17 protein-coding genes are annotated in these 17607 nt (G+C 73.8%); 8 read left to right on the top strand and 9 right to left on the bottom strand.

Going from position 1 to position 17607, the window contains the following annotated elements:
• Nucleotides 1-143: 143 nt before the first annotated feature.
• The gene (locus K7396_RS18620; RefSeq protein WP_086718717.1) at nucleotides 144-1418 is read left to right on the top strand and encodes a helix-turn-helix domain-containing protein; all 1275 of its coding nucleotides are present in this window, start codon (nucleotides 144-146) and stop codon (nucleotides 1416-1418) included.
• A gap of 115 nt (nucleotides 1419-1533) precedes the next feature.
• Here the strand turns inward: K7396_RS18620 and K7396_RS18615 are convergent, their stop codons facing one another.
• Nucleotides 1534-2136 carry a 4'-phosphopantetheinyl transferase family protein gene (locus K7396_RS18615; protein WP_086718718.1) on the bottom strand — a complete coding sequence of 201 codons (603 nt, stop codon included), beginning with the start codon at nucleotides 2134-2136 and terminating at the stop codon, nucleotides 1534-1536.
• 559 nt (nucleotides 2137-2695) lie between these two features.
• Nucleotides 2696-2959 carry an acyl carrier protein gene (locus tag K7396_RS18610; RefSeq protein ID WP_086718719.1) on the bottom strand — a complete coding sequence of 88 codons (264 nt, stop codon included), beginning with the start codon at nucleotides 2957-2959 and terminating at the stop codon, nucleotides 2696-2698.
• 174 nt (nucleotides 2960-3133) lie between these two features.
• On the opposite strand from K7396_RS18610, the gene fabI reads away from it, so the two are divergent.
• Genes fabI through K7396_RS18595 form a run of 3 tightly spaced genes read left to right on the top strand, consistent with a single transcriptional unit; the run spans nucleotide 3134 to nucleotide 5892 of the window.
• A complete protein-coding gene (gene fabI, locus K7396_RS18605; protein WP_086718720.1) occupies nucleotides 3134-3904 on the top strand; it encodes an enoyl-ACP reductase FabI in 771 nt (256 codons plus the stop codon).
• A 6-nt stretch (nucleotides 3905-3910) separates the two neighbouring features.
• Nucleotides 3911-4396, top strand: a complete 486-nt coding sequence (locus K7396_RS18600) for a MaoC family dehydratase (RefSeq protein ID WP_152104782.1) — start codon at nucleotides 3911-3913, stop codon at nucleotides 4394-4396.
• Nucleotides 4393-5892, top strand: a complete 1500-nt coding sequence (locus K7396_RS18595) for a class I adenylate-forming enzyme family protein (protein ID WP_086720698.1) — start codon at nucleotides 4393-4395, stop codon at nucleotides 5890-5892. Before K7396_RS18600 ends, K7396_RS18595 begins: the two co-directional genes overlap by 4 nt.
• Before the next feature lie 497 nt (nucleotides 5893-6389).
• On the opposite strand, the gene K7396_RS18590 is transcribed toward K7396_RS18595, so the two are convergent.
• The 5 genes from K7396_RS18590 to K7396_RS18570 form a co-directional block, all read right to left on the bottom strand.
• Nucleotides 6390-6992 carry a DUF6344 domain-containing protein gene (locus tag K7396_RS18590; RefSeq protein WP_086720699.1) on the bottom strand — a complete coding sequence of 201 codons (603 nt, stop codon included), beginning with the start codon at nucleotides 6990-6992 and terminating at the stop codon, nucleotides 6390-6392.
• A gap of 398 nt (nucleotides 6993-7390) precedes the next feature.
• Nucleotides 7391-7822: a DUF5994 family protein gene (locus K7396_RS18585; RefSeq protein WP_152104781.1), complete on the bottom strand. Its 432-nt coding sequence runs from the start codon at nucleotides 7820-7822 to the stop codon at nucleotides 7391-7393.
• Nucleotides 7819-8805, bottom strand: a complete 987-nt coding sequence (locus tag K7396_RS18580) for an acyl-CoA desaturase (protein WP_152104780.1) — start codon at nucleotides 8803-8805, stop codon at nucleotides 7819-7821. The genes K7396_RS18585 and K7396_RS18580 overlap by 4 nt, the downstream gene beginning before the upstream one ends.
• Nucleotides 8802-9017: a hypothetical protein gene (locus K7396_RS18575; RefSeq protein WP_223660079.1), complete on the bottom strand. Its 216-nt coding sequence runs from the start codon at nucleotides 9015-9017 to the stop codon at nucleotides 8802-8804. Before K7396_RS18575 ends, K7396_RS18580 begins: the two co-directional genes overlap by 4 nt.
• Nucleotides 9018-9202: 185 nt before the next feature.
• Complete coding sequence (locus K7396_RS18570) at nucleotides 9203-9778, bottom strand: TerD family protein (RefSeq protein WP_086720572.1); 576 nt, start codon at nucleotides 9776-9778, stop codon at nucleotides 9203-9205.
• A 200-nt stretch (nucleotides 9779-9978) separates the two neighbouring features.
• Here K7396_RS18570 and K7396_RS18565 point away from each other — a divergent pair, with 200 nt between their 5' ends.
• From K7396_RS18565 to K7396_RS18550, 4 genes are all read left to right on the top strand, one after another.
• The gene (locus K7396_RS18565) at nucleotides 9979-10494 is read left to right on the top strand and encodes a BlaI/MecI/CopY family transcriptional regulator (RefSeq protein ID WP_086720573.1); all 516 of its coding nucleotides are present in this window, start codon (nucleotides 9979-9981) and stop codon (nucleotides 10492-10494) included.
• A 3-nt stretch (nucleotides 10495-10497) separates the two neighbouring features.
• Nucleotides 10498-11460, top strand: coding sequence for a M56 family metallopeptidase (locus K7396_RS18560; RefSeq protein WP_086720574.1), 963 nt, complete (start codon nucleotides 10498-10500; stop codon nucleotides 11458-11460).
• Nucleotides 11461-11602: 142 nt separating this feature from the next.
• Nucleotides 11603-11851 carry a hypothetical protein gene (locus K7396_RS18555; protein WP_223660077.1) on the top strand — a complete coding sequence of 83 codons (249 nt, stop codon included), beginning with the start codon at nucleotides 11603-11605 and terminating at the stop codon, nucleotides 11849-11851.
• 273 nt (nucleotides 11852-12124) lie between these two features.
• Entirely contained in the window at nucleotides 12125-13453 is a 1329-nt protein-coding gene (locus K7396_RS18550) for an LCP family protein (protein WP_086720578.1), read from the top strand.
• A 117-nt stretch (nucleotides 13454-13570) separates the two neighbouring features.
• On the opposite strand, the gene K7396_RS18545 is transcribed toward K7396_RS18550, so the two are convergent.
• On the bottom strand, nucleotides 13571-13843 hold the full coding sequence (locus K7396_RS18545) for a DUF1876 domain-containing protein (RefSeq protein ID WP_086720575.1): 273 nt from the start codon (nucleotides 13841-13843) through the stop codon (nucleotides 13571-13573).
• 146 nt (nucleotides 13844-13989) lie between these two features.
• The gene (gene cobN, locus K7396_RS18540; RefSeq protein ID WP_086720576.1) at nucleotides 13990-17592 is read right to left on the bottom strand and encodes a cobaltochelatase subunit CobN; all 3603 of its coding nucleotides are present in this window, start codon (nucleotides 17590-17592) and stop codon (nucleotides 13990-13992) included.
• Nucleotides 17593-17607 lie beyond the last annotated feature (15 nt).

Genomic DNA, 17607 nt, shown 5'->3' with positions numbered 1-17607 from the left:
GACTGTCCGCCGGAAGTCGGGCCGTCCACAGGCGCCCCTCGGCGGGGCCGCGATGAGTAGAATCGCGGTCATCAGTGCCCCTGTCCGCAGCGTCCCGGCGCCCGTCACCGTCCGTCCGTCCCACTCAACTGCGAGCGATTTTCTTGACGATTGAGCAGCCTGCTTTCGGTAAGCGAGTGCGGGAGGTCCGGCGCGCTCAGGGTCTGTCCCAGGGGGACCTCGCCGGGGACGACCTCTCCCCCAGCTATGTCTCACTGGTCGAGAACGGCCGCAGAATCCCCGGCGCCAAGATCGCCCGCTCCCTCGCGCAGCGCCTCGGCACGACGGTCGAGGCGCTGTCCGCCACCGACGAGCCCGGCGACCGGCTGACCCGGCGCCTGGGCCTGGTCGGCCAGTTGGTGGCCGCCCGCGCCGGCCAGCTGGCCGGGGACTGGCCGGCGGCCCGGCGGCAGCTGGAGTCGGTGGTGGCCGAGGCCGGCGCCGGTCAGGACGAGGTGCGCTGGGAAGCCCGCTGGGAACTCGCCACGGTCCTGGGGCGGCTCGACGAACCGGCCCGCCACGAAGCGGCGCTGCGGGAGCTGCTCGACGATCCGCTCACCCGCTCCGCGCCCGTGCTGCACGCCCGCGTCGCCGTCGAACTCGCCCAACTACTGCGCGCCGCGGGCCGCCTCGCGGACGGCGTCCGCTTCGCGGAGGAGGCGGTACGGGTCACCGGCGAGCTGGAGCCCGGCCGCCCGGAGCGCGCGCAGGCCCGGGTGGCGCTGCTGTCCCTGTCCGTCGACAGCGGGGAGTGGAGCCGCGCCGCGCAGCTCGGGGCGGAGCTGCGGGAGGAGGTGGCACCGCTCCCGCCCGGTGAACTCCGGGCGAGCGCGCTGTGGGCCGTGGCCGGCGCGCAGTACCTGGAGGGGCGTCCGGACCGGGCGCTGGAGCTGCTGGCCGAGGCGGAGCAACTGCTCGCCGCGACCGACGGGATGCGGCTGCGGCTGCGGCTGGCCCGCGCCCGCACCCTGCTGGCGCTCGCGGCCGGTGCGCAGGACCAGGCCGACGCCCTGCTGGAGCGGGCCCGGCAGGCCGCCGCGCTCATCGACACCCCGTCCACCCGGATCTGGCTGGCCGTCCTGGAGACGGCCGCGGCGCTGCGCAGGCAAGAGCCGGCGGCGGCCGCCGGGCACGCCGCCGCGATCGACCCCGACGCCGCCGCGCTGACGCCCCTCGACCGGGCCCGCTGCCTGCTCCACCTGGCCCGCGCCCACCGCGCGGACGGTGCCGGGGAGTTGGCGGAGGACGCCTTCAAGAAGGCCGCCGAGGGCTACGAGCAGGCCGGCGCGTTCCGGCTGGCGCTGGAGAGCTGGCGCGAGCTGAGCGCCGGCGGCCGGACGGGCGAGGGGCCCGACCCGCACGCCGTGCTCATGCCCTAGCGGCGCCCGCCACCGGGGAACCGCGCGTCGCTCATGCCCTGGTGGAGCCCGTGGCCGGGAAGCCGCCCGTTGCTCATGCCCTGGTGGAGCCCTCGGCCGGGGAGCAGCCCGTGGCTCACGCCCTGGCCGAGCCCGCGGGCCGGGAGCCGCCCGTGCCGGCCGCCGGGCCGCGGCCGTGGTGCGCGCCGTCCGGCCCGTCGGGGGACTCGGCCCGCCAGACGCGGACGCCGGGCACCGGGGACGGGGTCGCCGCGCAGGCCACGGTCTGCGGGCCGGCGGGCAGTTCGCGGACGTAGGCGGTGCCGCCGGGGCGTACGGGGGAGCCGGGCCCCGCGGGGGTCCCGGGGATGTCGATCCGGCCGTCGCGGGCGCCGCTCAGCGCGTCGATCGCGTCGGCGGCGGCCAGCTCGCCCCGGCCGGTCAGCCGCAGCGCCGCCTCCTTACGGGTCCACAGCCGGGCCAGTCGCCGCGCCCGCAGGCCCACCGGGGCCTCCTGGACGTAGTCGCGCTCCAACGGGGTGAAGGGCCGCAGCAGTTCGCCGACCGGTCCGCGCGGCACGGTGTGCACGGACAGGGCCACCGGAAGGTCCCGGATCAGGGCCAGGAACTGCCGGCCCGCGTCTCCGCCGGTGTCGAGGAAAAGGCGGTCGCCCGTGGTCCGGCCGACGGCGGCGGGCGGTTCCGCGCACACCGGACGTCCGAAACCGTCCCGGGTCACCCGGATATCGCCCGGGGAACACCGCAGAAGCCGTCCCAGAAATTCCGTCACACCATGGGCCCGGCTCATGTCGACGGGGATGTTCGCGAATATGTGTAAACAGCCGTCCGCTAATTCCCGGGAGCGGGACGGTTCCCAACTGACGCCCTCTTCCCGCACGTCGGCGGGGCTGTCGTCATGGTTGAGCGAATGCGCGCCACAGGAAGGCTGGTCCCCCCGCATAGATCCCCTCGCACCATGTCTCCTTTCCGGAATGGTCACATCCGAGAAAGCAGTGCCTTGAGTAGATTTGATTGTTCTCCGGAGATCCTCAAAGGTAACCCTGGCCTATGCCTGCGTCAACAAGCGACGACCGAAAATCAACTACGGTTTACCCGGGGGCATTACCAGATTTCGCCAACATGGCACGGGGTGCACCGCGCCGAACTCCGGGCGACCGCAAGTCCGGGCCGGGCCGTTCTTCCGCTGACAAGAATCTGACTGCTCTTCACATCCCTTGTACGGGTGCGCTTCTGCCGGTGTGGCGGCGCCGGCAGAAGCGCGCCCGCCGGGGCCGCCCTCAGGACGCCGCCCGCTTCTCCACCCGGATCACGATGTCCAAAACCGTGCGCATGTCCTTCATCTCCTCTTCGGGCAGCTCGATCCCGAAGCGCTCCTCGGCGACGACGATGACCTCGGCCATCGCGAGCGAGTCCACGTCCAACTCCTCGACCAGGGACTTCTCCTCGGTCACCTCGGCCGGTACCACGCCGGCCACCTCGTGCAGGATCTCGGCGAGTTGAGCAACGATCTCTTCGCGGGTCGGGACGGTCGGGACGGTCATGACGCTCACCTCTCCGTGACATCAGAGTCATTCCCATGACTACACTTGACTGTTCTAGTCAACTGGAGGTCCGATATGTTGTCAACGGCTTCCTTTCAAGACCAAGCCAGGACAATGCTTCTGAGTTGAGTTCATTGACTCCGAAGTCGAGAACGAGTCAGACGGAGGAACCGCATGAGCGGTCTGCTCGACGGAAAGCAGCTGGTCATCACCGGCGTGATCACGGAAAGCTCGATCGCCTACGCGGTGGCCAGGCTCGCCCAGGAACAGGGCGCCAAGATCGTCCTCACGGCCTACGGGCGGCCGAGCCTGGTGACCCGGCTCGCTCGCCGACTGCCGGAGGAACCCCCCGTGGTGGAGCTGGACGTCACGGACGACGCGCAGCTCAGCACCCTCGCCGACCGGGTCGGCGAGCACCTCGACGGCATCGACGGCGTGCTGCACTCGGTCGCCAACGCACCGGCCGCCTGCCTCGACGGCGGCTTCCTGACCGCACCGTGGCGCGATGTGTCCGCCGCCCTGCACACCTCGACGTACTCCCTGGTGGCGCTGACCATGGCCTGCCGGCCGCTGCTCCGCCCCCGGTCCTCCGTCGTCGGCGTCGACTTCGACGCCTCCCGTGCCTGGCCCGGCTACGACTGGATGGGCGTCGCCAAGGCCGGACTGGAAGCCTGCTCCCGCTATCTGGCGCGCGACCTCGGCGCGCACGGCATACGGGCCAACCTCGTCGCGGCCGGGCCCCTGCGCACCCTGGCCGCGCGCGGTATCGGCGGCGACGGCCCGTCCTTCGAGAAGAGCTGGGCGACCCGCGCCCCGCTCGGCTGGGACCCGCAGGACGCCGAACCGGTCGCCCGTACCTGTGTGGCGCTGCTGTCGGACTGGCTGCCCGCCACCACCGGCGAGATCGTGCACGCCGACGGCGGCCACCACATGATCGGCGACTGAGCGGCGATGACGGACGGAGCGGCGGCGCCCGCCACCCTGTGCTGCGGGCCGTACCCCATCGGACGGGCGCGGATCGCGGCCTTCGCCGCCGCGCTCGGCGACCCCCACCCCGCCTACACGGACCCGGCCGCCGCCCGCGCCCTCGGCCACCCGGACGTCATCGCCCCGCCCACCTACCTGGCCACCCTCGCCGGCGACGCCGAGGACCGGCTCCTGGCCGCCCGGCCCGAATGCCCGGCCCCCGAGGGCGTCGTGCACCGCGCACAGACCCTGCGCCACACCCGCCCCGCCCACGCCGGCGACCTCCTGCACGCGACCGTGCGCCTCGCCGCGGCCACCACCCTCGCCGGCCGACCCCTGCTCACCCTCGACTGCGAGTTCCGGGACGCGCACGGCGACCCGGTGGCCACCACCACGTCCACGCTGCTGTGCCCGGCCACCGCACCGCCCGGCCCACACCCGCTCGACACCACGGGATCGGAACACCCATGACCGACACCATCGCCCCTCCGGTCGCCGCCGCCCGCCTCGTCGACGGCACCGCGGCCCCGCTCGGCGGCACCGGCCGCCTCGACGGACCCACCCTCGACCGCCGCATACGCGCGGCCGCGCACGCCTTACGGCAGCGCGGCCTGCGCACCGGCGACCGGGTCCTGGTGCAGGGCGACAACAGCGTCGACTACGTGGTCACGCTGCTGGCCCTGATGCACCTCGACACCTCGCTCATCCCGCTCGACCACCGGCTCTCCCCCGCCGACGCCGACGCGGCCGGCCGCCAGGCCCGCGCCCGCTGGCTGGTCACCGCCGCCGACCGCGCCACCGCGTTCCCCGGCCTCCCCGACGGGCGCGTCGTCCCCTACCCGCGGCCCTCCGCCGACGCACCGCCGGCGCCCGCCGCGGTCGACCTGGCTCCCTGGTTCCGCCGCCCCGACGCCCTCGTCCTGTGGTCCTCGGGCACCACCGGAAGGCCCAAGGGCATCATCAAGCCGGGCGGGGCCGTCCTCGACAATTCGGTGCGCACCCTGCGGGCCATGGGCTACCGGGACGACGACGTCCTCGCGCCCCTGCTGCCCTTCTCCCACCAGTACGGACTCTCCGTCATCCTGCTGTGGTGGCTGGCCCGTTGCACCCTGCTGGTCACCCCCTACCAGCGGCTCGACGCGGCCGCCGGGCAGGCCGCGGCCCATGGCGCCACCGCCGTGGACGCCGCGCCCTCCACGTACCACTCGCTCCTCGGCGTGGTGCGCCGCCGCCCCGAGGTGCGCGCCGGACTCGCGGGCGTACGGCTCTGGGGCGTGGGCGGCGCACCGCTGCCCGCCCCGCTGGCCGAGAACTTCCACCGGACCATGGGCCGCCCGCTCCTGGACGGCTACGGCCTGACGGAACTCGGCAATGTCGCACTGGCCACGCCGGAGGCACCGCACGGCTGCGGGCGTCCGCTGCCCGGCGTACGGCTGCGCGTGATGCGGCCCGACGGCACGCCTGCCGGACCCGGCGAGCTCGGCGGCATCGAGGTGCGCTCACCCGGGCTGATGGCCGGCTACCTCCAGGAAGACGGCTCGCTGACGCCCGTCGATCCGGACGCCTGGTATCCGACGGCCGACCTGGGCAGCGTCGACGCCGACGGCACGGTACGCGTGGTGGGCCGCAATCAGGCCGTGCACCGGCTGGGCTTCACGCTCTACCCCGAGAGCCTGGAACGCCGTGCCGAGGCCTGTGGCCGGCCGGTGAAGGTACTGGCGGTCGAGGACCAACGCCGCGGCAGTGCGCTGCACTTCGTGGTCGCCGACCCGGAAGGGGCGGCCCCCCTCACCTGGCGCCGGCGGCTCGCCGAGCACCTGGCGGAGTACGAACAGCCCAATGCGGTCCATGTCGTCGACCACTTCCCGCTCACGGCCAACGGAAAGCCCGACACGCGTGCGTTGCGTGCGGAGCTCGGGCTGGAGCTGGGAGGGGGTCCGGGGACCGGCGCCCCGGTCGGGGGCTGAGCCGGAGAACTCCGGGTGAAGGAGGGGTGGTTCAGGTCTGTGGGTGATGTTTCACGTGGAACATGCCGACCGGTGCTTCATCCTCGTCGGCGCCGCTCCGTCATCCGCGTCGCTTCCTCGTCCGCGCCGGCGCCGGTAGCGGCGTCGGCATCTGTGCCTGCGTCTGTGTCTGCGTCTGCGTCTGCGTCTACTTCCGCTTCTGCTTCTGCTTCTGCTTCTGTGCCTGCGTCTACGTCTGCCTGTGTGGCTACGTCCGTGCCTGCGTCTGTGCCTGTGCCTGTGCCTTCATCCGCACCGGGCATCTGTGCAGATGTCTGTGCGGGTGTCTTCGTGGGCATCTGCGGGGGCGCCTGCCTGAGAGGCCGGGTCACCGTCCGCTCTGCGGGGGCGCCTGCTCCGGGTGAACCGCGGTTGCGTGGTCCCGGTGGACCGCGTCGGCGTCCCGTTTCCCTGGCGCGGAACGATCACGCGCCACTGCGCCTTTTTTCAGGGCCGGTTCAGACGGCACGAGCGGTGTGCGCATGGCGGCGGGCCGCCGGAATCGCCGCGGGACGGGCAACCGCCTCGGCACCGGCGTCCGGTGCGGTCCCGGCCGATGCGGCCCCGGCCGATGCGGCCCCCGCCGGTGCGGCCCCCGCCGATGCGGCCTCGGACGGTGCGGTACCGGACGGTGCTGCCCCGGCCGGTGCGGCGAGCTCATCGGCCGACCGCTCGGTGCGGGAGCGCAGGCGGGTGCGCAGGCCGGGCGAGGTGCCGTGTGCCTCGGCGCTGATGCGCTGCTTGATCGTCGGCGGCAGCTCGGGCCGGGCGAACATCCGCCGGGCGGGGGCGGGGTGGCAGTACTGCGGTACGGCGCGCGGAGCGGGCACCGCGGGGGTTCGGGTCCCCGGCCCGCGGTCCGGTGCGGCGCAGCGCACCACCTCCGGGGCGTCGGCACCCGGGGCGTCGGTGCCCCCGTTCTCGTTGCCCAGGGTCCGCTCGTACAGTGCGGCATCCCGGCGCGCGGCCGAGGCCGTCGCCGAGACACCCAGTGATGCCAGCAGCTTGCCCAGCATGGCAAGGCACACCGCCCAGAACTTCATGACCTTGGTCGCAGCCATGGCCCCTCACTTTCGGTCGGGATCTCCCCGAGAGATCCGTTGCGTCTGCTTCCGTCGTGCTTCCTCGATTGCTTCGCCGCAGTTGCGCCGCTTCCGGTGCACCGGTTGGATAGGCGTCGCTTCTGTTGCGTTTTCTTATGATGAGTACGCAATGGGAGGATTCACGGACCGACGCCCCCGGATCGGCGTTCTTCGGATGAACACCACCCGTACGCAGTAGCCACAGCCGTCGGAGGCCGGGCCGGAGCGGGCCGCGGGACCGGACGGCCGTCGCATGCCACCGCTTCGAGCGGGGCGGGCGAGGTGCCACCGGGGTGCACAGGACGGATTCCCGGGTTATGGCCCCCGGGCAGGCGCCCTCCCCCTGGTACCGGAGCCCCCTCAGTACCGGAGCCCCCTCAGGCCGGTGTCAGTTCCCCCGTGCGCGCCATCTCCGCCATCATGCGGACGGCCTCCGGCTCGGGGGTGCCGGGCGGGATGATCAGCAGGTCCCAGCGGCCGTGGCCGGGGGAGACCAGGCAGACGGTGTCCGGGCCGGGGCGGCCGGTGGTCCTGCGGAGGCGGACGACATGGCCCTCGACGAGGATGTGGGCCGGGAGCGGGGGCCAGGGCGCGCCGTTCACCGTGGCATGGGTGATCCGGGGCCAGTCGAAGGGCAACGCGGCCAGCAGTTCGGGGAGTTCCGCCAGCAGGTCGGCGGAGTGCGGCCACCAGACACCGTCGATGCGCCGCGCCGTGCCGGTGTGCGGGGCGATGGTCAGGCGGGCGACGGGGGGCGGCGCGTGGTGCGGGGGAGGAGCGGGGTGGGGGCGGTCCCCGGCGGTGGTCATGCGGTGCTCCTGACACGGCGGTCCGCCACCCGTGCGGGGTCGGGCCAGCGCACGTCCCGGACCCAGCCGAGGCGCTCGAAGAGCCGGATGACGGCGGCGGACACGTCGATCTGACCGCGGTCCACGCCGTGCCGGGCGCAGGTCGGGTCGGCGTGGTGCAGGTTGTGCCAGCTCTCGCCGAACGAGAGCAGGGCCAGGGGCCACAGGTTGGTGGCGCGGTCGTGGCGCCGGGTGCGGAACGGCCGCTCGCCGATGACATGGCAGAGCGAGTTGACGCTCCAGGTGACGTGGTGCAGCAGCGCGATCCGGATGAACCCCGCCCACAGCAGGGCGGTCAGCCCGGTGACCCAGGAACCGCCGAGCACCCAGCCCAGTGCGAACGGCAGGCCGAGCGTGAGCAGGCACAGCACCGGGAACGCCCGGTCGACGGCGCGGATCTTCGGGTCGGCGAGCAGGTCGGGCGCGTAGCGGCGGTGCGAGGTGGGGTCGTTGCCGAACAGCCAGCCGATGTGCGAGTGCACCAGTCCGCGCAACTGACCGCGCAGGCTGGTGCCGTAGCGATAGGGGGAGTGCGGGTCGCCGGGCCGGTCGGTGTAGGCGTGGTGGCGGCGGTGGGTGGCGACCCAGTCGATGACGTCGCCCTGGAAGCTGAGCGAGCCCGCGAGGGCGAGGGCGACGCGGAGGGCGGGGGCGGCGGTGTAGCTGCCGTGGGTGAGGCCGCGGTGGAAGCCGATGGTGACGCCCAGGCCGCTGATGACGTAGAAGACGGCCAGCAGGACGAGGTCGGTGAGGTGGACGACGCTGCCCCACAGGAGCGGGACGGCGACGGCGAGGCCGATGAACGGGGCGATGACGATGAGGGCGGTCACCGTGACGTACATCCGGCGGCCGGCGGTCGGCGGGGGCTCGGCGCCGCTGTCGGGGAACGGTGAGATCCCGTCGTAGTCGGGTGCCGTCGAGCCGCCTCGCGCGGTGGACGTCACGGGTCACCACCCGCCCTGTCCGGGGGCGCCGGCGGCTCGGGGCCGGAGCCGTCGTCCGGCGGCTTGTGCTTGCGGTCCCGTATCGACTGCTTCCAGTCCTCGTACCGGTGGGTGGGCATCCGTCCCGTTCCCTGGGCATTGACCCGGGCGATGAACAGCGCCCCCAGCCCGACCAGCGCCAGCAGCACGACCACGGTCCACAGAGTCTGCACGGTGCTCACCTCACCGAATACGCGGCATCTCCAGGTACCCCTGGGCATCCGTCGGTGTTCCGGTGATTCCAAGGTACCCCGCAGTGGGTGGGTATCTCCCGTTGTGGGGGTTATGGGCGGAAGGCCGCGGGGGTGCCCCACGGCCTCCCGTCCGGACGTCGGCGCCGCCCGGACGCCGGCCGCGCTCAGACGTTGACGCCGTAGTCCGCCGCGATGCCCGCCAGGCCGGAGGCGTAGCCCTGGCCCACGGCGCGGAACTTCCACTCCGCGCCGTGCCGGTAGAGCTCGCCGAAGACCATCGCAGTCTCGGTGGAGGCGTCCTCGCTCAGGTCGTAGCGGGCCAGCTCCGCCCCGTCCGCCTGGTTGACGACGCGGATGAAGGCGTTGCGTACCTGGCCGAAGCTCTGCCCGCGGCTCTGCGCGTCGTGGATGGAGACCGGGAAGACGATCTTCGCGATCTCGGCGGGCACGGTGGACAACGTGACCTCGACGGCCTCGTCGTCGCCCTCGCCCTCGCCGGTCAGGTTGTCGCCGGTGTGCCGCACCGAGCCGTCCGGGCTGGTCAGGTTGTTGTAGAAGACGAAGTGGGCGTCCGAGACGACCTTGCCGGCCTCGGTGCACAGCAGGGCGCTGGCATCCAGGTCGTAGTCCGCGCCCGTCGTCGTCCGCACGTCCCAGCCGAGGCCGACCGTGACCGCGGTCAGTCCGGGCGCTTCCTTGGACAGCGAGACGTTGCCGCCCTTGGCCAGCGAGACTCCCATGGCTTCCCTCCAGGTGTTGCCTGCGTTCCGGATGAGCCTCAAAATCTACAGGAGTGTAGAAGTAAGCGGCCGGAATCCGCGGCGTCCGGCCACCGTGCGGGGAGAGCGCCGCCCCGGCCGGGCGCTCAGTAAGATGCCCCGACGTCAAGATGCCCGGCGTCCCGGCCGGCGGGACGCCCGGCGCGACGGGAGGCGACGGCATGGGCGGGAAGTCCTTCGGGAACTTCGGCGGCTCCGGGCGGGAACGCGCCCGCAGGCGGGGACAGGGGCAGCTGGAGTCCCAGGTGCTGGCCGCGCTGCACCACGCGCCGGGACCGGCCACCGCCGCCTGGGTGCAGGACCGGCTCGGCGGCGACCTCGCGTACACGACCGTGATGACCATCCTGTCCCGGCTGCACGCCAAGCAGGCCGTCACCCGCGAGCGGTCCGGCCGCGCCTACGTCTGGACCCCGGCCGCCGACGAGGCCGGGCTCGCCGCGCTGCGCATGCGCCGCGTCCTGGACGGCGAACCGGACCGGGACGCCGTCCTGACCAGCTTCGTCTCCGCGCTCTCCCACCACGACGAGCAGTTGCTGCGCGCCCTCCTCGACCGCGACGCGGCCGACGGGACCGGGACGCTGGGCGCGCGCGGGAGCGCCGGCACACCCACGCCCGCCGACGGCCCGGCCCCCGCCCCCGGCAGGCAGCACCGCCCGGACGAAGCGCACGGAGCCTGACCGGTGGGCGTCTTCGTGTTCCTGCCGCTCGTCCTGCCGCTCACCGCCCTGCCGATCGCCCGGCTCGCCGAGCAGCACCTCCACCCCCGCGCCACCACCCGCCTGCTGACCCTGCTCGCCGCCGTCCTCGGCCTGTGCAGCACGCTCTGCCTGGGCCTGCTGGTGGTCGTCGGCACCGCCCAACTGCGCGGCAATCCGCTGCCGGACGGCTGGTCGGACCCGGAGGTGCGGGCCGCGGTGCCGTTCGCCGAGGTCGCGGGCGTCGCCGCGATCCCGCTGCTGGCCGCCGCGCTCACCGTGTGCGCCGCCGCGCTGCGCCGGCACCGCCGCATCCGGGCCCGTACCCACCGCGCGCTGGACGGGCTGCCGGCCGGCGCCGACCCCGCGGTGCTGCCGGACGACGAGCCCTACGCCTACGCCGTGCCCGGCACCCCGGCCCGGCCCGGACGGCCCGCAAGGCCCGGCCGGGTCGCGGTCTCCCGCGGGATGCTGCGCAGCCTCGACGACGACGAGCGGCGCGCCCTGTTCGCCCATGAGCACGCGCATCTGCGCTGCCGTCACCACCGCGCCCTGCTGGCCGTGCGGCTGGCCGGCTGCGTCAACCCGCTGCTGCTGCCGCTGCGTTCCGCGGTCGCCTTCGCCGCCGAGCGCTGGGCGGACGAGGAGGCGGCGCAGGTGGTCGGCGACCGGCGGCTGACGGCGCGCGCGGTGGGCAAGGCGGCGCTGGTCACCCGGCGCGCGGCCCCCGGGCTGGCGCACTTCGCGGCGCCCGAACCGGGGCCGGTGCCACGGCGGGTGGCGGCGCTGCTCGGGCCCGTGCCGCCGGCCCGCCACTGGCCGCCGACGCTGACCCCGGCCGGTCTGGCGGCCCTGGTCGCCGCCGCGGGCACGGCCGCCTCCGCGGTCTCCGCGCTCAACGCGGCGGTAGCCCTGTTCGTTGTTCTGAAGGCGGCAACGCCGCTCTAGGGGCACACTGACCCTTGACCCTCACCGGGCACACCCGGCGCACCCGCCGTGGTCCGCCCGCACCAGGCAACTTCTACAGACCTGTAGATCTTCCCGGTAGAGTGGCCGCCCACATGCGCAACAGGCGCGGCCGGAGGGGGAGATGGCGACGAGGTGCGGACTCCTGACCTGGGACTGCCCGCCCCCGGAGGCGGAGGTGCGATGGGTCTATCAGCCGGTGGAGGTCCAATACCCGGACGGCGGATGGGCGTTGGGGCGGATCAACGCCTGGTGGACCGACGGCGCGGGCGAGTTGTGGTGCCGGCTGCGCACCCTGCCCGGCAGCGCGCGTGCGCAGTGGCGGCGTTACGACCCCGAGTCCATCCTGCTGCTGCCCAGCACCGGCCTCTGACCCGCCCGCTCCGGCCGGCCGCCGTCCCCTCCCCCGCAGCGCACCCCCAGCATCAGAAGGACCAGAAGGGCCATCGGCGTGCATGACAGGCAGACGCACCAGCAGACGGCCCGGCGGGGCACCGGCGGCGCGCCGGGACCGTCCCGTACCGGCGGCGACGGCTCCCGCGCGCCCGGTGGCTCCCGCGCGTCCGGTGGCGCGCGCCGCAGGCCGCCCGGCGCCGCCTGCGGAACCGGCGACGGCGCACCGGCGGGCGGTACGGGCAAGCTCCGGATGACCCGGCGCGGCCGCATCCTCGCCTGGACCGGCGGCGCCCTCGGCATAGTGCTGCTCGGCACGGCCGGCGTCGGGGCGTGGGTCTACCAGCACCTGGACGGCAACATCCACGGCGCGGACATCCAGGTGGACGGCGCCCGGCCGGTCAACCTGAGCCCCGGCTCCAAGAACATCCTGGTGGTCGGCTCCGACAGCCGCGCCGGCGCCAACGCCAAGTACGGCAGGGGCCTGACCACCATGCAGTCGGACACCCTGATGGTGGTGCACATCGCCGCCAACCGTCAGTGGGCGACCGCGCTGTCCTTCCCGCGGGACTCGTGGGTGCAGATCCCCGCCTGCACCCGCGGCAACGGCTCGAAGTCCGCCCCGCACCACTTCAAGATCAACGAGGCGTTCTCGATCGGCGGCGACTCCGGCGACATCCGCAAGGCCGCGGCCTGCACCATCAAGACCGTCGAGAAGAACACCGGGCTGCGCATCGACCACTTCACCTCGGTCGACTTCCAGGGCTTCAAGGGGATGGTCAACGCGCTGGGCGGCATCGAGGTCTGCCCCAAGCACGCCATCCACGACAAGAAGGCCCACCTGGACATGGACGCGGGCTGCCAGACCGTCCGGGACGAGAAGGCGCTCGGCTACGTCCGTACCCGCTACAGCGTCGGCGACGGTTCCGACCTCGGCCGCATCGGCCGCCAGCAGGAGTTCATGAAGGCGCTGGCCGCCAGGGCGCAGTCCAAGCTCACCAGCCCCGGGGAGCTCTACGACTTCCTGGACTCGGCGACCAAGTCGATCACCACCGACAAGGACCTCGCCGGTCTCAAGCCGCTCTACGACCTGGCCTCGACCGTCAAGGACATCCCCACCGACCGCCTGACCTTCCTGACCGTCCCCAACTACTACCGCGAGGCCGACGTCCCCACCGACAAGGCCAACGTCGTGTGGCAGTACCCGCAGGCCGGTCGGCTCTTCAGCGACCTCGCGCACGACCGCGAGATCGGCGCCGCCGGGAAGAAGAAGCTCGCCGAGGCCGCCAAGAACCCGGTGACCGCGCACTCCGTGCAGGTCCGCGTCCTCAACGGCACGGGCGTCCCCGGCCGGGCCGCCTCCGCCGCCGAGCAGCTGCGCAAGCTGGGCTTCGCCGTCGTCGGCACCGGCAACGCCCCCGCCGCGGACAAGACCGGCGTCAGCTACCCGGCCGCGCTCAGGACGCAGAGCGAGGTGCTCGCCTCCCGGCTCCCCGGCGTCAAGGCCACGGAGTCGGCCGGGGCGGCACCGGGCGCGGTGACCCTGACCATCGGTCCGGACTTCCCGGCCGAGATGCCCTAGCCGGCCCCCGGAGGACGGCCGCGGCCGCACCGTTCCCCGGGGCGGCCCCCGTGCCGGACTCCGCCGGGGCCGCCCGGCACGGCCGTACGGCCCCGGGCTCCCGGCCGGCCGGTGGTCTCAGAAGCGCAGGCGCTCGACCGGCCGGGCCGTGTGCACCTCGATGTCGTGCGCGGCGCGCTGCACCAGCTGATGGCTGAGGTCCGACATCGCCCGGGCCACCGCCAGCTCGTCGCCGATCGCCGGGACGTTCTCGTCAGCGGGGTTGCAGCGGGCCTCCCCCTGGCCGACCATCTGCCCGCCCGCCTTGCCGCGCAGCCTGGCCTCGGCACGGACCTCGCTGCCGGTCTCGGTGATGCTGATCTCGGCGTTCCATGTCTTCGTGGCAGTCACCGGAAGCCTCCTCGTTCCGCCCCCCGAGCAGTTCGTGAACCGCCCCCACGAAAATCCTCGCACCGGCCTCGACGGGCCGCACCCGGGGCTCGCCGCGGGACCGGACGGCGGCGCCGGCGGGGCGGACGCGCCGCCCCGCCCGGACGTCAGTCCTCGCCCTCCAGCTCCCCCTCGGTCTCCAGGAACGCCTGCCGCAGCGCCGCCAGCGTCTCGGCGTCCGGCTTCTCCCACATCCCGCGCGACTCGGCCTCCAGGAGGCGTTCGGCGATGCCGTGCAGGGCCCAGGGGTTGGCCTGCTGGAGGAAGTCGCGGTTCTCCGGGTCGAGGACGTAGGTCTGCGCGAGCTTGTCGTACATCCAGTCGGCGACCACGCCCGTCGTGGCGTCGTAGCCGAACAAGTAGTCCACCGTCGCGGCGAGTTCGAAGGCGCCCTTGTAGCCGTGGCGGCGCATCGCCTCGATCCAGCGGGGGTTGACCACCCGGGCGCGGAAGACCCGGGAGGTCTCCTCGACGAGGGTGCGGGTGCGGACCGTCTCGGGGCGGGTGGAGTCCCCGATGTACGCCTCGGGGGCCTTGCCCTTGAGCGCCTTGACGGTGGCGACCATGCCGCCGTGGTACTGGAAGTAGTCGTCGGAGTCCGCGATGTCGTGCTCGCGGGTGTCGGTGTTCTTGGCGGCGACCGCGATGCGCTTGTAGGCGGTCTCCATCTCGTCCCGGGCCGGGCGGCCCTCCAGGCCGCGGCCGTAGGCGTAGCCGCCCCAGACGGTGTAGACCTCGGCGAGGTCGGCGTCGGTGCGCCAGTCGCGGGAGTCGATCAGCTGGAGCAGGCCCGCGCCGTACGTCCCCGGGCGGGAGCCGAAGATGCGGGTGGTGGCGCGCCGCTCGTCGCCGTGCTCGGCCAGGTCGGCCTGGGCGTGGGCGCGCACGAAGTTGGACTCCGCGGGCTCGTCCAGGCCGGCGACCAGCCGGACGGCGTCGTCGAGCAGGCCGATGACGTGCGGGAACGCGTCCCGGAAGAAGCCCGAGATGCGCAGCGTGACATCGATGCGGGGGCGGCCGAGCTCGGCGAGACCGATCGGCTCCAGCCCGTTCACCCGGCGCGAGGCGTCGTCCCACACGGGGCGGACGCCCAGCAGGGCGAGGGCCTCGGCGACGTCGTCGCCGCTGGTCCGCATCGCGCTGGTGCCCCACAGGGACAGACCGACCGACTGCGGCCAGTCGCCGTTGTCGCTCCGGTAGCGCTCCACCAGGGAGTCGGCGAGCGCCTGCCCGGTCTCCCACGCCAGGCGGGAGGGGACGGCCTTCGGGTCGACGGAGTAGAAGTTCCGGCCGGTCGGCAGGACGTTGACCAGGCCGCGCAGCGGGGAGCCCGAGGGGCCGGCCGGCACGAAGCCGCCGTTCAGGGCGTGCACCGCGTGGTCGATCTCGTCGGTGGTGGCGGCGAGGCGCGGCACGACCTGGCGGGCGGCGAAGTCGAGGATGTCGGCGACCGCGGCCGGGTGCCCTTCGGCGACACCGGCCACCTTCGCCGGGTCCCAGTCCGCGTCCTCCATCGCCTGGACCAGCGCGCGGGCGGTCTCCTCGGCCGCGTCGGCGGTCGTCCGGGTGGCCGCGGACTCGTCGAGACCGAGCGCCTCGCGCAGACCGGGCAGGGCGGAGGTGCCGCCCCAGATCTGACGGGCGCGCAGGATGGACAGGACGAGGTTGACGCGCGCCTCACCGGCCGGGGCGCCGCCCAGGACGTGCAGACCGTCGCGGATCTGGGCGTCCTTGACCTCGCACAGCCAGCCGTCGACGTGCAGCAGGAAGTCGTCGAAGCCCTCGTCGTCGGGCCGCTCCTCCATGCCCAGGTCGTGGTCGAGCTTGGCGGCCTGGATCAGCGTCCAGATCTGGGCGCGGATCGCGGGCAGCTTGGCCGGGTCCATGGCGGAGATCGCCGCGTACTCGTCGAGGAGCTGCTCCAGGCGCGCGATGTCGCCGTAGGACTCGGCGCGCGCCATCGGCGGCACGAGGTGGTCGACGAGGGTGGCGTGGACCCGGCGCTTGGCCTGGGTGCCCTCGCCGGGGTCGTTGACCAGGAAGGGGTAGATCAGCGGGAGGTCGCCGAGGGCGGCGTCCGGGCCGCAGGCCGCGGACAGGCCGGCGTTCTTGCCGGGCAGCCACTCCAGGTTGCCGTGCTTGCCCAGGTGGACCATGGCGTCCGCGCCGAACCCGCCGTCGTCGGCGGAGGCGGCGATCCAGCGGTAGGCGGCCAAGTAGTGGTGCGAGGGCGGCAGATCGGGGTCGTGGTAGATCGCGATCGGGTTCTCGCCGAAGCCGCGCGGCGGCTGGATGAGGATCAGCAGATTGCCGCGGCGCAGGGCGGCCAGCACGATGTCGCCGTCGGGGTTGCGGCTGCGGTCGACGAACATCTCGCCGGGCGGCGGCCCCCAGTGCTCCTCGACGGAGTCGCGCAGCTCCTGCGGCAGCGTGGCGTACCAGCGCTTGTAGTCGGCGGCCGGGATGCGGACCGGGTTGCGGGCGAGCTGCTCCTCGGTGAGCCACTCCTGGTCGTGGCCGCCGGCCTCGATGAGGGCGTAGATCAGCTCGTCGCCGTCGCCGGACTCCAGGCCGGGCACCTCCTCGGTGCCGAAGTCGTAGCCGTCCGCCCGCAGGCGGCGCAGCAGGGCGACGGCGCTGGCCGGGGTGTCCAGGCCGACCGCGTTGCCGATCCGGGAGTGCTTGGTCGGGTAGGCGGACAGCACCAGCGCGAGGCGCTTGTCGGCGGCCGGGATGTGGCGCAGCCGGGCGTGCCGGACGGCGATCCCGGCGACCCGGGCGGCCCGCTCGGGGTCGGCGACGTACACCGGCAGCCCGTCCTCGTCGACCTCCTTGAAGGAGAACGGGACGGTGATCAGCCGGCCGTCGAACTCGGGGACGGCGATCTGCGAGGCGGCGTCCAGCGGCGAGAGGCCCTCGTCGTTCTCCTCCCAGGCGCTGCGCGGCCCGGTCAGGCACAGGGCCTGCAGGATCGGCACGTCCAGGGCGGCCAGCGCGCCCGCGTCCCAGGACTCGTCGTCGCCGCCGGCCGAGGCGTCGGCGGGCTTGCTGCCGCCCGCCGCGAGGACGGTGGTGACCAGGGCGTCGGCGGCCCCCAGCTCCTCGATCAGCTCCGGTTCGGGGGTGCGCAGGGAGGCGACGAACAGGGGGCGGGCGCGGCCGCCCGCCGCCTCGATCTGCTCGCACAGGGTCCGTACGAAGCCGGTGTTGCCGCTCATGTGGTGCGCGCGGTAGTAGAGCACGGCGATCAGCGGGCCGGTGGCGTTGCGGGGCTCCCACTCCAGCGGGCCCCAGCTCGGGGCGGGGGCCGGCGGCTCGAAGCCGTGGCCGGTCAGCAGCACCGTGTCGGACAGGAAGCGGGCGAGCTGGTCGAGGTTGGCCGGGCCGCCGTGCGCGAGGTAGGCGTGCGCCTCGGCCGCGATGCCGACCGGGACCGTGGACTGCTCCATGAGCTGGGCGTCGGGGGCCTGTTCACCGGTGAGCACGACGACCGGGCGGTGCTGGTCCTCGGCGAGCAGCACCTCCAGGCCCTCCTCCCAGGCGCGGATGCCGCCGAGGAGGCGCACGACGACGAGGTCACAGCCCTCCAGCAGGGCGGGCAGCCCGTCGACGTCGAGCCGGGCGGGGTTGGCGAGCCGGTACGGCACGGGACCCGTGGCCGCGCGGGCACTGAGCAGGTCGGTGTCGGAGGTCGACAGCAGCAGAAGCATGCGAGCGCAGGCCTT

The sequence above is a fragment of the Streptomyces angustmyceticus genome (assembly GCF_019933235.1).
GTDB lineage: Bacteria > Actinomycetota > Actinomycetes > Streptomycetales > Streptomycetaceae > Streptomyces > Streptomyces angustmyceticus.
Note: the sequence above shows the minus strand (reverse complement) of the source record. Positions and strands in the feature narration are given on the sequence as shown.